The organism is Pseudomonas sp. NPDC087614, from assembly GCF_044743485.1.
Lineage (GTDB): Bacteria > Pseudomonadota > Gammaproteobacteria > Pseudomonadales > Pseudomonadaceae > Aquipseudomonas > Aquipseudomonas baetica_A.
The window spans coordinates 158,807-173,946 of sequence record NZ_JBIUWN010000001.1 but is presented as its reverse complement, the minus strand read 5'-3'; the positions used below and the strand labels follow the sequence as shown (position 1 = coordinate 173,946).

12 protein-coding genes and 2 pseudogenes are annotated in these 15,140 nt (G+C 56.7%); 10 read left to right on the top strand and 4 right to left on the bottom strand.

Features of this window, described 5'->3' with window-relative positions:
- The first annotated feature begins 44 nt into the window (after positions 1-44).
- From ACIOWA_RS00740 to ACIOWA_RS00715, 6 genes and pseudogenes are all read left to right on the top strand, one after another.
- Positions 45-951: pseudogene (locus ACIOWA_RS00740) on the top strand (LysR family transcriptional regulator).
- Positions 952-1,379: 428 nt separating this feature from the next.
- On the top strand, positions 1,380-1,766 hold the full coding sequence (locus ACIOWA_RS00735) for an ectoine synthase (protein WP_339508171.1): 387 nt from the start codon (positions 1,380-1,382) through the stop codon (positions 1,764-1,766).
- A 107-nt stretch (positions 1,767-1,873) separates the two neighbouring features.
- Positions 1,874-3,172 (top strand): MFS transporter, encoded by a 1,299-nt coding sequence (locus tag ACIOWA_RS00730; protein ID WP_339508169.1) that lies wholly within the window; start codon positions 1,874-1,876, stop codon positions 3,170-3,172.
- Complete coding sequence (locus ACIOWA_RS00725) at positions 3,169-4,698, top strand: class I adenylate-forming enzyme family protein (protein ID WP_401157688.1); 1,530 nt, start codon at positions 3,169-3,171, stop codon at positions 4,696-4,698. The genes ACIOWA_RS00730 and ACIOWA_RS00725 overlap by 4 nt, the downstream gene beginning before the upstream one ends.
- 32 nt (positions 4,699-4,730) lie before the next feature.
- Complete coding sequence (locus tag ACIOWA_RS00720) at positions 4,731-5,711, top strand: class I SAM-dependent methyltransferase (RefSeq protein ID WP_401157686.1); 981 nt, start codon at positions 4,731-4,733, stop codon at positions 5,709-5,711.
- Positions 5,712-5,737: 26 nt separating this feature from the next.
- Entirely contained in the window at positions 5,738-6,937 is a 1,200-nt protein-coding gene (locus tag ACIOWA_RS00715; RefSeq protein ID WP_339508163.1) for an acyl-CoA dehydrogenase family protein, read from the top strand.
- Between the two features lie 1,039 nt (positions 6,938-7,976).
- Here the strand turns inward: ACIOWA_RS00715 and ACIOWA_RS00710 are convergent.
- From ACIOWA_RS00710 to ACIOWA_RS00700, 3 genes and pseudogenes are all read right to left on the bottom strand, one after another.
- Positions 7,977-8,129: pseudogene (locus tag ACIOWA_RS00710) on the bottom strand (integrase core domain-containing protein); the annotation flags it as partial.
- A gap of 277 nt (positions 8,130-8,406) precedes the next feature.
- Positions 8,407-8,913, bottom strand: coding sequence for a hypothetical protein (locus ACIOWA_RS00705; protein ID WP_401157684.1), 507 nt, complete (start codon positions 8,911-8,913; stop codon positions 8,407-8,409).
- 147 nt (positions 8,914-9,060) lie between these two features.
- The gene (locus tag ACIOWA_RS00700) at positions 9,061-9,258 is read right to left on the bottom strand and encodes a hypothetical protein (protein ID WP_401157682.1); all 198 of its coding nucleotides are present in this window, start codon (positions 9,256-9,258) and stop codon (positions 9,061-9,063) included.
- Here ACIOWA_RS00700 and tpiA point away from each other — a divergent pair.
- From tpiA to ACIOWA_RS00685, 3 genes are read left to right on the top strand one after another with little or no spacing between them, the layout of a single operon-like run.
- The gene (gene tpiA, locus ACIOWA_RS00695) at positions 9,257-10,105 is read left to right on the top strand and encodes a triose-phosphate isomerase (RefSeq protein ID WP_401157680.1); all 849 of its coding nucleotides are present in this window, start codon (positions 9,257-9,259) and stop codon (positions 10,103-10,105) included. The genes ACIOWA_RS00700 and tpiA overlap by 2 nt on opposite strands.
- 2 nt (positions 10,106-10,107) lie before the next feature.
- Positions 10,108-12,534, top strand: coding sequence for a phosphoketolase family protein (locus tag ACIOWA_RS00690; protein WP_339465026.1), 2,427 nt, complete (start codon positions 10,108-10,110; stop codon positions 12,532-12,534).
- The gene (locus tag ACIOWA_RS00685) at positions 12,531-13,574 is read left to right on the top strand and encodes a class I fructose-bisphosphate aldolase (RefSeq protein ID WP_401157678.1); all 1,044 of its coding nucleotides are present in this window, start codon (positions 12,531-12,533) and stop codon (positions 13,572-13,574) included. The genes ACIOWA_RS00690 and ACIOWA_RS00685 overlap by 4 nt, the downstream gene beginning before the upstream one ends.
- Here the strand turns inward: ACIOWA_RS00685 and ACIOWA_RS00680 are convergent.
- Complete coding sequence (locus ACIOWA_RS00680; RefSeq protein ID WP_339494321.1) at positions 13,561-14,253, bottom strand: HAD family hydrolase; 693 nt, start codon at positions 14,251-14,253, stop codon at positions 13,561-13,563. The genes ACIOWA_RS00685 and ACIOWA_RS00680 overlap by 14 nt on opposite strands.
- A gap of 205 nt (positions 14,254-14,458) precedes the next feature.
- Between ACIOWA_RS00680 and ACIOWA_RS00675 the strand changes: the two genes are divergently transcribed.
- The gene (locus ACIOWA_RS00675) at positions 14,459-15,106 is read left to right on the top strand and encodes a BON domain-containing protein (protein WP_401157676.1); all 648 of its coding nucleotides are present in this window, start codon (positions 14,459-14,461) and stop codon (positions 15,104-15,106) included.
- Positions 15,107-15,140 lie beyond the last annotated feature (34 nt).

The following is a 15,140-nucleotide window of genomic DNA, read 5'->3' as shown; positions in this document are numbered from 1 at the left end:
TAGAAGAGGAAGTCCCATACGGCCCATTCCTGAATCGAATACCCATGGACAATCTCAAAGCGATGCACTGTTTCGTCCGCGCCGTCGAGCTGGGAAGCCTGTCGTCTGCCGCGCGGGAGTCGGGCAGTACTCAGCCCACAGTGAGCAAGCTGATTGCCGCCTTGGAAAAGCAATTGGGCGCCCGCTTGCTGATTCGTGGCACGACCGGGCTGATACCTACCGAGCCGGGAAAGCGTTTCTACGAGCGCGCCAAAGGCGTGCTGGAGGAATACAGCGAGGCCGTTGCAGAGGTGCGCGGCCTGACCGAACGTGCCGAGGGGGTTCTACGGATCAACGTTCCGGTCAGCCTGGGCGTGTTGCGTTTGAATGGGTTGCTGTTGTCGTTCATGGAGCAGTACCCGGCCATTGAAATGGAGCTGATGCTCAACGATCGTTTCGTCGACCTCACGGACGAGAATGTCGACCTGGCCCTGCGCCTGAGGGGCAGCTTGCCCCCCGAACGCCGTCGCCCGACGCATAGCGACCTCACCGCGGTATCTGGTGGCCACCCCTGAATACCTGCGTCAGCATTGCCCCTTGAACAGCCCGGCAGACCTGAGTGATCACAATTTCCTACGGTTTGCGTGGTTGAGTGCAGGCGATCAACTGGAGCTCAGTGGCCCCTTGGGTGAGCAGGTCAGCGTCACGACTCGAGGGCGATATAGAACCAACAGCTCATTGGCCATTCGCGACGGTCTTCTGCAGGGAGCCGGGCTCTGCATCACCCCGGCCTGGTTGGTCAGCGACCTGCTTGAAACCGGGCGGTTGGTGCGTGTCCTGGACGAGTGGAGCGGCCCGCCAAACGACGCTTTTCTGATTTATCCCGAGCGCCGCTACCGCCCCCTGCGCACGCGATTACTGATGCAATACCTGGCCGAGCGAGTGGGACAGTTGCCCGGGTTTGTGCCCTAGCCAACAACCGCTATCGACGCGAAACTGTGCCGTCGCCTGCGTTTAAAAAAGTCGGAAAAAGCCCGTTGACCTCATAAATTTTTAAACGTAGGATCCAGGCTCTTCAGGGAGCAACAACCGGGTCAGGGAATGACTGGTCTGCCGTAATGGCATGCGTGCCACAGGCACGTCCTTCGACAAAACGTCCTGCATGTGCTGCAGGAAAGCATCCTGTTACCTGGTTGTGATTGGCCCCTGATCCGGCGGGCAGATGTTCATTTGATTTGCGAAAGACAGCGCTACCCCGAAAAGGGCGACTCAAGCGATCTGCTGAACATTTTGCCGTGTGCACGCCTGCCTCTACGTGACCTGTGCAACTTACCGACGTAGTCGCTGTGCTTGCGTCGAACGTTTGAAGTGGCAAATCAACTATTCACAAGGAATTGAATATGTTTGTTCGTAGTATCCGCGATGTTGAAAAAACCGATTTTTTCGTCGAGTGGGGCTCAGGCACCAGCCACCGCCTGCTGACAGAGCAAGATGGAGTCGGCTTCACCATTTGCCACACGGTAGTTCGAGCCGGTACGGAATCGCTGCTTCATTATCGTAATCATCTGGAGGCTTGCTATTGCATCGGGGGTGAAGGCGAAATCGAAGACATGGACGGCACTATCCATGCCATCCGTCCGGGCGATATGTACGTACTGGACAAACATGATCGTCACTACCTTCGTGGCGGCAAGTTCACGGACCTTATTCTGGTCAGCGTTTTCAATCCTCCCCTCGCAGGCACCGAGCGCCACTCCATAAACCATCAGAGTGCCTCTTCGTACTGAGTTGCGCCGCGGACTGGCTGTTCGGTGGGCCAGTCGTTTCCAACCAACGACTACTGAGACGACAGGGGCTTTTCAGGCCTGTCGAGTGACTGTGCGGAGTTGATGATATGAAATTGTTCAGGCCGTTGCTTCAGCGGCCCGTAGCCTTGCTGTGGGGAGGGTTGGCGCTCTCTTCGATCGGTGACGAACTCTTCGCGATTGCCATCGCCTGGATGGCGGTGCAGATCGCCGGAACCGATGCGAGCTGGCTCAGTGCTTTACGCGGTGCTGCTGCATTGGCGGGTGCATTGCTGGGGGGGATATGGGCAGAGCGCTGGGATCACCGCCGCACGATGATCGGCGCCGACCTGGCGCGGGCCGGGCTGGCCTTGATTCCGGTGCTGGCGTGGGGACTGGGCATCATGAATCTGTGGATGCTGGCGGTGCCGCTCATGCTCATGATGATCGTCAACTCGCTGTTCGAGCCAGCGCTGCGCGCCAGTCTGCCGCGCATTGTCGCGGCGCCGCAGGAGCTGCAATCGGTCAACGCGCTGTTCGATGCCATCATCCGGGTCGCCAGGGTGATCGGTCCGATGCTGGCAGCGGCGATTACCCTGCTGATACCGATCGAACAGCTTTTTACCCTGAACAGCATCACCTTCCTGATCTCCGCGTGGGCGGTCATGAAGCTGGGTAAAGCATTGCCGCGCCAGCCCGTCAAGGCCACAAGCCGGCGTGCCGGTTTTACCGCCGGCTGGCGAAGCCTGGTGGGACGCAGGCAGATGCAGGCCGTGTATGTGTGTGCGGGACTGGGCAATATTGCCTGGAGCGTGGGTATCTCGATCGGCATGGCGTTGGCGGTGGTCAAATACGATATCCAAGGATTCGGTGTACAGGGCTTTGCGGCCTACGGCCTGATCATGGGGGCTTACGGGGCAGGGAACCTGATCTCCATTTTTGTCGTGGGCAATCTGCAGATCCGCCGCCTGTATCATGGCTTTACCTTCGGCTCCGTGGTCAACGGCCTCGGCATCGCGATCATCGGTGCGGCCGTGTTGTACCTGCCATCGGCGCAAGTCCTGACGGGGATGATGGTTGGCGCCAGCCTGGCGGCACTCGGTGGGCCACTGATCGATATCTCATTCATTCTGCTCATTCAAACCCGGTTCAGGCAAAGCGAAATCGCCGGGCTGGCCAGGCTGCGCTTTGCCGCGCTGGGCGCGTCGATTCTGATTGCCGGTGCTTGCGGTGCTGCGCTGTATGCTCATTTTGAAACCGGTCTGGTGATTGTCGGCGCCGGGATTTTCGAAGTGGTGGTGGGGGCCATTGTGTTGCTCGTCCCTAAGGACAGCGAAGCCGTACAGGCGAATAGGGAAGAAGGCGCTTCGTCGTCAACCTTGGCAGATGGCAGTGGGGTGGCCGGATGAAACAGTTCCATGACTCTGTAAAAGACCACGCAGAGCGAACGCCGGACAAAATCGCACTCACCATCGGTGGTCGAGAGATCACCTACGCAGCCCTGGACGAACTCGCCAGCGTGGTTGCCCGACAGTTAGCGGGCACGGGAATGACGAGGAGTGATCGGGTCGCACTTCATGCACCCACTTCCATCGAAACCATTGCCTGTGCGCTGGGTGTCATGAAAGCCGGATTCGTCCTGGTGCTGATGCATTACGGCATTGCCGCCGAAAAACTGATCCATCAACTCAACGATATCAAGGCAAAGACCTTGATCGTATCGGCCGATGCAAGCCTCGATGAGTTGACCGGGAAGGTGCATTTACAGTTCGTCTTGCACATGGACGAGTGGCGCACCCGCCAATTTCCCGGGTTGAATGAAGCGTTCCCTGTTTGTGATGGGGGGCTTGAGGGCAGTGAAGTCCGCGTCATCTTTCACACCAGCGGTTCGACGAGAGACTCCAAAGGCGTGGCGGTCAGCAACAGCAATATGATGGCGGCCTACTCGGCGGTTTCCAGTTATCTGGGGGACTTCGGGGATGCGGTCATTCTGAACTTCTCGCCCCTGCATTTTGATTATGGCTTCTACAACATCATGATGCCTTTGCTCGGCGGTGGTCATTCGGTTTGCGAGCACGCATGGCCTGAGCGGCCGGAGCACATGCTCGATTTGATTCAGCGCCATGGCATAACCGGAATGCATATACTGCCGCCCGCCATTCACTACCTCTTGCAGGCCGATCCCGATACGTTTCAACCGGAAAAAATCCAATCCCTGAAGTACATTGCCAGCAGCGGGCAAGCGCTGCCGCCCAAGCATATACAGCAACTTCGAACGCTCCTTCCGGGGGTTGCCGTTTACTCCATGTATGGCCTGACGGAGTGCAAGCGAGTCGCGTATCTGCCTCCCGAGCAACTTGATCAACGCCCCGGCTCGGTGGGTAAGGCGATTCCTGGGATCAGGGTGTTCCTGGTGGACGAGGCCGGCCATCTGATTACTCGGCCTGATTGTGTGGGAGAGCTTGTGGTTGCGGGTGATCTGGTGATGCTCGGTTACTGGAACAAGCCAGAGCTGACCCGCCAGGTCATCAAGAACGATCTGTTCGGCGAAGCGCGGGTTTACTTCACCGGTGACCTGTTCAAGCGCGACAGTGAACAGTATCTCTATTTCGTCGGTAGAAAAGACAACGTGTTTACGCGGCGGACGTTTCAGGTGAACCCCCGGGAAATCGAGCACGTTATCGTCACCCATGAAGCCGTGAGCGAAGCGGTGGTGATTGCCTTTCCTGATGAAGTGGCCGGTCAGGTACCGAAGGCCTGCGTGGTAGTCAAAGAAGGCCATGAGTTGTCGGCTGATGCGCTCATCCAGTACTGCGCCACACAGTTGGACTGGTACATGGTGCCCGCCATTGTCAGTTTTCATGAGGCGTTGCCTCGCAACCTCAACGGTAAAACCACGGCGCATCTCCTGGCCGCCGGCGCTGTGGCAATTTGATAAACACTCAACGCGTAAATGGAATTACGGAAATGACCACTGATTCAAACCCTGCGTTCGTCGATTCTGCCATGAACAAACTTGCCGACTATTTTGACGATCTGGCAAACGGGAAAGTCCAGGTGCCCAGACAACCTGTGACCACGCGAATACGCGAGTGTATCCAGGACGATGATGTCGGGGCCTACCATGATGTGCTGGTGACACAGGCGGGTCCGCTTTTCTCGCACTTCCTGGCCAGCGTGCCTGGGGTCGTGGAAGAGCTTTCGCGCATCGGCGTGGCGCTTGACCGATATACACGTGAGCGAAGAAAAAAAGACGAGCGCAACTTTACCTTGTGGGAAATCGATGCGTTCGACGGGAGCAGTGCAAGGACCTTGGCGAAGTATTCCAAAGGGGCCATCAGAACCCTGACAAATTCTCCGAACAAGGCCAACCAGCAACATTTCGACGCCCACGCCGACCAGGAAAGCTCTGCGTTTTATTCGGGGTCATTTCTTCAGATCACAGAGGATATTGTGGCGGACGCCTTAGGCGTCGACTTGCCGTTTTGCGGAGTCGACTACCTCTATGAGATGGCGGCCTTTCAATTCTATGGCAGAAACAGGGATGAGCATCTGAAGTTCGTTTCCCGCTTTTTGCGAGAGGATGGCCTCGCTTTCTTTCTGGAAAAATGCAATCAGAGCGACATCCAAGAGTATGAGCGACGGGAGCGGGTAAAGGACGAACAGCACAAGTCTCATTATTTTTCCGAGGCGCAGATAGCCTGGAAAAGGGAGGCCATGTTAGTGCAGATGGAAAACGGTCAGATCCTTTTCTCTGATTTCGTCGAAGCCGCGTCCCGCTATTTTTCTCATATTTATGTCATCTGGAACGGCACCAATTTCTATGAGTTTGTGGCGTCCAATGACGAAAAAAGCATTAGCAGGTTTATCGAGCTGCTAGGCGAACCCTTTATCCCCGACGGGTTCTGTTTCGAGTTTCCAGTGGTCAAAAAACTCTCCCGTCCCTGACACCAATTATTGAGGTAAAGAAGTCCATGGACTGGATGGCGCATCTGTCATTGGAACATCATGAAGCCTGCGCTCGCGCACGAACGCTTTTGGATAATTGGAAGAGCCGTGCCGCTGAAACCGAACAGGCACGCTGTATTTCGCAGCAGACCATGAGCGAATTGCTGGCCGAGGGGCTGATGCAGTTGATCGTGCCTGAACGTTATGGCGGGTGGCAGTGCGACTGGCCGACCCTTGTCGAAACTTCCAGAATTGCCGCACGGGTTTGCCCGTCGACCGCCTGGATGATCGGCTTGGTGGGTAGCCATGCGGCGATTGTCGGCCGGCTTTCTTCCGATTGCCAGGCACAGGTGTTTGCTGACGGGCTTGGTCAAGTTATTGCGACGGCTTCCGTGTCCAAAGATGTCTCGATCCTGAAGGTCGAAGGTGGGTTTCGCATCAGCGGCACTTGGCGTTTCAGCTCGGGGGTCGATCACGCCGACTGGGTGATCGTGTCTGCCAAGTCCCTCCGAGATACATCGCTCAACCCAGTGCTGTTGTTCACACTCAGGATTGGCGAGGTTCAGATCGAGGATGTCTGGCACGTCACCGGAATGTGCGGCACTGGATCAAAAGACCTGCGGTTGGACGATGTCTTTGTGGCAGACGCTTGGGTGACTCCGCAATCCGAGTGCTTCGGGGCAGCACCGGCAGGTGCCAGGCGCAACCCTGATGGCTACCTGTTTGATGTGGAGTTCATTCCGTACCTAGGCAGCCTGCACATCGGCCCAGTGCTTGGTTGTGCGGAGGGCGCCTTTGATGAGTGCGTTGCAGCGCTGCGAAATCGTGAGGGCTCGAAGGATGGCGCCGCCGCAAAGGCCCGTCCGACGCTGCTGGAGCGGGTCGCGGAAAGTGCGGCGCAGTTGAGTTGTGCCAGGCACCTCTACCACGCGATATGTTTTTTACTGCACAGCGCTGGCATGGCAGGCCGATCACTGTCGGTGCAAGAACTGCTCACCCTCAAGCGAGATCGCGCCTACCTGGTTCGGTTGTGTGTGCAGGCCATTCAACGGTTGGTGCAGCAAATGGGGACGGCGGTGATTTTTCAAGCGAGCCCGGTGCAACGGCACTGGCGTGACCTTCAGGTGATGGCGTCCCATTTGGATGTGAATTGGGAGAGCGCAATGCTCGCCTATGGAGATTTTGCGATGGATCATCACCCCTGTGATCCGGCTATGAAGGGTTAGGTTGCGGGGGATTGTCATCGAGTGTTCATCATGACCTCGGGCAGCTCTGGGGCATCATCGACCAACCGCTAAGCAGCCTCCACTTGCCGTTGGGTCAACTGCTCGGCTGTCATGGGATGGCCCAGAAGAACCCCCTCAAACTAGTGCGTAAGGATCCGACTTGGTGCAAAGCATGGCCATAAGTTGGTGCGTCTCGTCTTTCAAGGTCTGACTCAAGCAAAACGGCATGCTAAAAACATCGATTCGTTAAATTTCCCCGTATTGGTTCAAGAACAATCAAAAAATCAATCTGTGCACTTTTTTGAATCGCTCCAGTGTTGTGCAGTGAACGCTGTTATTGCGTATAGGTGAAACGATTCAGCATGTTTTAAATATTTGTGTCGCCATTAATAAAAAAGGTTACTTAAAATTGATTGCTTTTATATAAATTGCGTTTTTCTGCGCGCCCTCAGCGTTCCCGGCACCTCCATTGCAAGGTCCTCTCTGGCAGCTCTCAACTTTCATCAGAAAGGGAAAGCAGCCCAATCCTGAGCCCTTTTTCATGCGCTTTGACGCTGAGTCGGGCATCCCTGAAGCGCACCGTAATGACTTTATAAGTAATGGAGATCCATCCATGTCAATAAATCCAAAAGGACGGCAGTCGGTCGATCACTCGGAACACAGTGATAAGACAGCGTGGTTAGCCTCACACGAAGCGGGATATCACCAAAACTTGAGCAAGCGTCATGTGCAAATGATTGCATTGGGAGGTGCGATCGGGTTTTGGCGCGATTCTTTAGGTTGAAATCCACCGTGAAGCAGGGCTAGTCGGATTCTCTAAATGGATGGTCCGGCAATGATGGAAGTGGGCCTACTCCTACTTAACTCTCAAACTCGTCCTACATTTTTTTGGTCATGTCTTTGCTAGCGTTGCTGCCGCGTTCACTGGGTGCACGACAGCAAAGCATTTCGACTGAGACAGAAAGGGCAGGAGATAGGAGTGAAGGATCACTTGAATACTTCTGGACTTGCCCCTACCAAACCGGACACCAACTCCCCGTTAAATTGATGCTGCCGCTAAGCGCCTGAACTCCCTCGGAGAGCGATAGTTCAAGGCGCTGTGTGGATGCTGCTCGTTGTAGTGCTCGAAGGCAATTGCCAAGTTACGCAACGCCGTTTCTCGATCCGGCTTGGGCATGTGCGCCACGTAATCTCCGGTCTGCACGAGCAACGGTACACGCTGACCAGATGAGTAACGGCACTGAATCAGCTTCATTGGCGGCCACCTCATTCAACGACGCGCCATGAACACGAAGGACATGGCCCGTTGAGAGATTGGACGCCAGAAGCGTATTTGTCGAATCAGTGCTTTAAGCTGCTCATGAACATATCTGACATAGCACCTGATTTAACATAATATACATTATGCGAAGCGTCCTATAGAGGTCTGGGGGACTCTGGTGGTCAGATTTGAAGGCAGGCACTGCCTCTTACGCATCACCTGGTCCAGCTTGCTGCTTGGCGATGTAACTCACAATGAATGCATCCTGCGATCCGCGCTCTTTGTGATATCCAACCACGTTGGCCAACGTCCACCGCAGCATCCTCATCAGAATCGGGTCAGAAAATTTTGCGCTGGTGGACTCGTATGGATACCGGCTGTTGGTGAACACGCGTCGATATTTCTCAAAGCAATCTTCTTGGCTGTCCAGTGCCAGGCTGCACCGGATCTGTTCAGGAACGGCATGAAACAACGTCAGCAAATCATGCCCATCAAGACGTTGGTTACGATCGGTTTTCCCCGAGTCCTGAAGGCGTTTGTGAGCCGCCTTGATGGCATCCTTATCAAGGTCGTAGGTTTCACCAGTGGTTCCCTGGTGCTGGTCAGGAATCGAAATAAAGCTCTTTAGCAGGATCTCCATACCGATCGCTGCATTGACTTGCGCTACGTGCGGTAGATGTTGCGCATCCAGCATCCAGCCTGGGAAATGATTCATTGATGTTTTTTCCCTTATTGGCAGATGCTGATTTTCTCACCTTGAGCGATATCGTCCATTTTTGGAAGGCTACCCCTGGCTCATCTGATGAGCTACCCTACTCTTTTTATGCTATATAGTTATAACTATACTAAATGACTGTTTAGTTTAGTTATAGGCAAGAAGCTTGCCTAAGTCCTTGCTGACGCGACCTACCGCTTCATCGCCCTTGCCTTTCAGTTCGCTCCTGTCGTTGAGCTTGGGCAATAACAGGAGTCGAGCGCAGCGTGCGCTGGCGCACAGAACAAAGCGCTGTTCAAGCGCATCGTCGAGCCTTATTGATGAGCCTTGCGGGATGGTTTTCATGACGATGCTTGACCCAGCACAAGCGGTTCATCCGCCCAATGTCGATCCTGTGTCGCTCCAGAAGTACCGGAAGCCGCTGATCGCCGGCAACTGGAAGATGAATGGCATGGTGGCCCAGCTCAGTGAAGTTGAAGCGGTGGCGATTTCGGTGCAAGCGAAGCAGCCACCGGTCGAGGTTTTGATGTGCCTGCCCGCGACGCTGATTGCGCAAGCGGTGTTGACGGCCGCTGGCCGCATCGCCATTGGCGGTGAGGATTGCAGTGGCGATATTTCGGGGGCTTTTACCGGCGACCTCAGCGCAGAGATGCTTAAGGGGGCCGGCGCCAGCGCGGTCATCGTTGGGCATTCGGAACGCCGCCAACATCACGCGGAGACCGATGCAATCGTGGCGAGGAAGGCAAAAGCGGCGCGGCGCGCAGGTCTTCTGGCAATCATCTGCATCGGTGAAACGAGTGAACAGCGGCTGGCAGGGAACGCCATGTCCGTCTGTGGTCATCAGATCGCCGGGAGCGTGCCTGAAGGCATGACGGCGTCCAACGCGGTGATCGCCTACGAGCCTCTCTGGGCGATCGGATCGGGCCACATACCAACGTGCGAACAAATCATTGAAATGCATGCGCACATCCGGGCCTGCCTGACCCAGCGTCTGGGGGCTGAGGGTAAAAACCTGCGCATTCTGTATGGCGGGTCGGTCAAACCCGCCAGTGCCCACTCCATCCTCACGCTGCCGGAAGTCGGTGGTGTCCTCGTCGGCGGCGCCAGCCAGAAGTCTGCGGATTTTCTTGCGATCTGCCAGGCAAGCACGGCCACGTCTGCTCATTCCGCCAATTTCCCAAAGGAACAGTGACCATGAATGATGCGATCACGTTGACGCAAGAGAGTGAAAACGTAGAACTCCCCGGCCTTTCAGCCGCTGATGTCCCAACATTGGGTGCAGAAGAACTGCAGCGGATGAACGCCTACTGGCGCGCCGCCAATTACCTCTCGGTCGGCCAGATGTACCTCTACGACAACCCGCTGCTTCGCGAGCCGCTGACAATGGCGCACGTCAAGCCGCTTGTTGTCAGTCACTGGGGCACGACACCAGGACAAAACTTCATCTACGTCCATTTGAACCGAGTCATCAAGAACCACGATCTGGACATGATCTACGTTGCCGGTCCCGGCCACGGCGGCCCGGCAATCGTGGGCAACGTTTACCTCGAAGGCACCTGGAGCGAGGTCTATCCGGATGTGGGTGAGGATGAAGCCGGGCTGAAGAAATTGTTCAAGCAGTTCTCCTTTCCGGGCGGTATTTCCAGTCATGTCGCACCGACGACGCCAGGCTCGATTCATGAGGGGGGTGAACTCGGGTATTCGCTCAGCCACGCCTTCGGTGCCGCATTTGATAACCCTAATCTGATCGTCGCCTGTGTCATCGGCGATGGCGAAGCCGAAACCGGCCCCTTGGCTACGGCGTGGCAGTCCAACAAGTTTCTCGATCCGGTCACCGACGGTGCGGTGCTTCCGATCCTGCATTTGAACGGTTACAAGATCAGTAATCCGACGGTACTTGCGCGCATCGGTCATGACGATCTGGAGCAGTTCCTTCGAGGCTCCGGCTGGGAACCATACTTTGTCGAAGGCGACGACCCAATGACGATGCACGAGTTGATGGCCCGTGCCACTGACAAAGCCATCGCGCAAATCCAGCAATTGCAAACGCACGCCCGAACGACCGATACGCCCACACTCCCCCTCTGGCCGATGATTGTTCTCAGATCGCCCAAGGGCTGGACCGGGCCGAAAGTTGTCGACGGGCTGCCTGTCGAAGGGACCTTCCGCTCGCACCAGGTGCCGTTGCTGGTCGATGCCAATCACCCTGAGCACGTGGCCGAGCTTGAGCGCTGGATGAAGCGTTACAAGGCCGAAGAACTGTTCGATACCAACGGCCGATTGATCGAAGAACTGGCTGAAATGGCGCCCAAAGGCCTGCGGCGCATGGGTGCCAATCCAAATGCCAACGGCGGTCTGTTGCTACGCGATCTGCACATGCCCGACTTCCGTGTGCACGCGGTGCGTGTCCCCTCCCCCGGCGCCGTCTTCGCCCAGGACACTCTGGTACTCGGTGAGTTCTTCAAGGACATCATCCAGCTGAACCCCGACAACTTTCGTATCTTTGGCCCGGACGAGACCATGTCGAACCTGCTTGGCGCCGTCTTCAAGGTCACCAACCGCCAATGGGATGCGGCGACCGTTTCAAACGACGAGTTTCTTGCGCCGGCCGGCCGCGTGCTCGATTCGATGCTCAGCGAGCATCAGTGCGAAGGTTGGCTGGAGGGCTACCTGCTGACCGGTCGGCATGGGCTTTTCAATAGCTACGAAGCCTTTATCCGTATCATCGATTCGATGTTCAGCCAGCATGCCAAATGGCTCAAGGTCACCAAAGAGCTGGCGTGGCGGCGGCCGATCGCCTCGCTGAACTATCTGCTCGCCTCGCACGTCTGGCAGCAGGACCATAATGGTTTCACGCACCAGGATCCCGGCTTCCTCGATCATGTGATCAACAAGAAAGCCGACATCGTTCGCGTCTATCTGCCGCCCGATGCGAACTGCCTGTTATCGACATTCGATCACTGCCTGCGCACCCGCAATTACGTCAATGTCGTCGTCGCCGGCAAGCATGCGTTGCCGCAATGGCTGACCATGGATGAGGCAATCGTGCACTGCGCTCAGGGCGTTGGCATCTGGCAGTGGGCGAGCAACGATCAGGACAGCGAACCGGATGTCGTCATGGCTTGCTGCGGCGATACGCCGACACTGGAGATTCTGGCGGCGGTGTCCATCCTGCGCGAGTTTTTGCCCGAACTGAAAATCCGCGTGGTCAACGTCGTTGATCTGATGAAGTTGCAGTCCGCCAGCGAACATCCGCACGGGTTGAGCGATGCGGACTACGACTCACTGTTCACCAAGGACAAGCACATCATCTTTGGCTTCCACGGCTACCCCAGCCTGGTGCACCGGCTTACCTATCGCCGAAACAACCGCAACCTGCACGTACGTGGCTACAAGGAAGAAGGCACGATTACCACGGCGTTCGATATGCGCGTTCAGAACGACCTGGACCGGTTCCATTTGGTACAGGACGTTGTCGACCGCCTCCCTCATCTCGGCAGCCGGGGGGCTTATCTGAAGCAGATGGCACGGGACAAGCTGGTCGAACACAAACTCTACATTAATGAGCACGGCGAGGATCTGCCGCAGATTCGTAACTGGAAATGGGGGGCGCCCGCATGAACGCTGTGCAACTTGTCGACACGGCGCGCCAAATGCTGGCTAACGGCAAGGGCCTGCTGGCGATGGACGAAAGTTCACCGACTTGCAACGACCGCTTCGCTGCACTCGGCATTACGCCGTCTGAAGCGTCGCGCCGGGCCTGGCGTGAACTGCTCATCACGGCGCCGGGGCTGTGCGAGAGTATCGGCGGCGCCATTCTCTACGACGAAACAATCCACCAGAAGTGTACCGACGGCACGCCGTTCGTGAAGGCGCTGACTGACGCCGGCATCCTGGTCGGGATTAAGGTTGATGCCGGTGCGAAAGCACTGGCGGGGCATCCCGGCGAAAGGATTACCGAAGGGTTGGACGGTTTGCGTGAGCGTTTGCAAGGCTATGCGGCCATCGGTGCGCGCTTTGCTAAATGGCGCGCAGTGATCTCAATGGGCGCCGATCTTCCTAGTGCGGCGTGCATCGTGGCCAACGCCCATGCACTGGCGCGCTACGCGGCCCTTTGCCAAGAGGCCGGGCTTGTCCCCGTGGTCGAACCTGAAGTGTTGATGACGGGTGATCACTCGCTACAACATTGTGCCGACGTCAGCGCAAAACTGCTGCACGAGGTCTTCGAGCAGCTACAGGTACAGGGCGTGCTGCTTGAAGGCATGGTGTTGAAGCCGAACATGCTCCTGCCGGGCCTGAGCTGCCGCCATCAGGACAGTGTCGACGAGGTCGCCGACGCCACCGTGACGACCCTGCTACGTGCCGTGCCAGCCGCCGTGGCGGGCATTGCGTTCCTGTCTGGCGGGCAGAGTCCCGAGTTGGCTTCTGCGCGGCTGAACGCGATGAACCGACGCTTCAAGTCGCGATTGCCTTGGGCGTTGACGTTTTCTTTCGCGCGCGCAATCCAGCAGCCAGCCCTCGAGATCTGGGGCGGCGACCCCGGTAAAGTTGCGCAAGCTCAACGTGCGTTACTGCACCGCGCCGCCTGCAACCGGGCGGCGCGGCAAGGTGATTACTCGGTCGACATGGAAAACCCGGTAAACCTGATCATCGGCGCATAGCCGGCGGACACAGGTGCGAGAGATCAAGCGTGGCGAGATCGCCGATGCACTCAATCGTTAAATCGGCTTGCGGGTGGGCGGCGATGATTCGCGGATCCATCGCGTAATGGCCCTGTCGCACAAAAACGCTGGTCAACCGTTCACCCCATATGGCCTTCATGGCCGCCAGAATCGCCAGCTTGTCGTCGACCATCACGTAATGCCGGGCGGGATAGTGGCGTTCTACGGCCTGTAGCATCTTTTCCTTGTGAACATAGACCAATGCACGGCCCTCCATGGCCTGCCACAGACCTGAGCGCTGTAACTTGCGCGGCTGTAAAACCACATCGCCGTCGGACAGGATTACGGTCAGACCGTACAGGCCCAAATGCGTGATGACGTCCATTGCGTGGGGATAGAGTCGATCGGCAAACGGGTAGTCGATGAGGAAGGATGACATCAACAACAGTCTTTGTTCATCCGCACTGCCCTGCCCAATCTCCAGCCGAAAGCGCTGCAAGGCACCCAGGTAATCGACATAGCCGAGCTCTTTGCGCAACGCGTTGAAGACCGCCCAGTATCGCTGTGCAAGGACGTCACCCAATTGCGCCTTCAAGTGCCGGTGAAAATCGGCGACAACGCTGTCGCCGTCCAGCAACGTGTTGTCGACGTCCAGCAGGAACACCACGTCAGTCATCATCGGCAGGCTCGTTGGGCTTGACCGCCCTGTAGCAGTGCATCTGGGGCAATGCCGTGAGGATTCAAGGCGCGACGCTCCTTTGTGGTGTTGGCAGACGATCAGGCAGCGTGCGCGAGGTCGTTGCAGCACGTCTGTGTGCTGACGCACAGACGGCTGTTTTTCTTGAGGTCACTGTGGCTTCGGGCAAGCGCCAAAAGGATTGATGATGAATGACCTGACGTTACGCAGAACCATTATGGACGAGCTGGAATTTTTGCCGCACATCGATGCTGCGGCTATCGGTGTCACCCTCGAAAACGGCGTTGTCGTGCTCCGCGGGCATGTGCGGACTTACGCTGAAAAAATCGCCGCTGAGCGCGCCGTCCAGAGCGTTAAAGGCGTCGTCGCTGTGGCCGAGGAACTCGAAGTGCGGGTGTCCGGCGCTCACACTATCGATGATGGCGTGATCGCCTCGCGTTGCCTGGATCTGATCCGCTGGGACACGGCGATTTCCAAGGAACCCATTCACATCAAAGTGCAGCACGGGTGGGTAACGATTGAGGGAAACGTGGAGTGGCAATACCAGAAAGACGCCGTGAAAGCGCTCATACAACAATTGCAAGGGATTGTGGGCATCGACAATTTCCTAGCGATAAAGCCTAAAGACAGCATTCAAGACATCAAAACACTTATCGAAGAAGCCTTGGCACGAAGTGCCGAACTGGATGCCGGCAAGATTCACGTCACGGTTCATGGCAATCAAGTAACGCTCGAAGGCACTGTTAACAGATGGCTCGAACGTAAAGCGGTGGAACACACAGCCTGGGCAGTACCCGGTGTCTATCGTGTAGAAAATCACCTGCTCATCAGTTGACCCAGCACCGCGCGCGGTTATCCGGGTGTGCGCG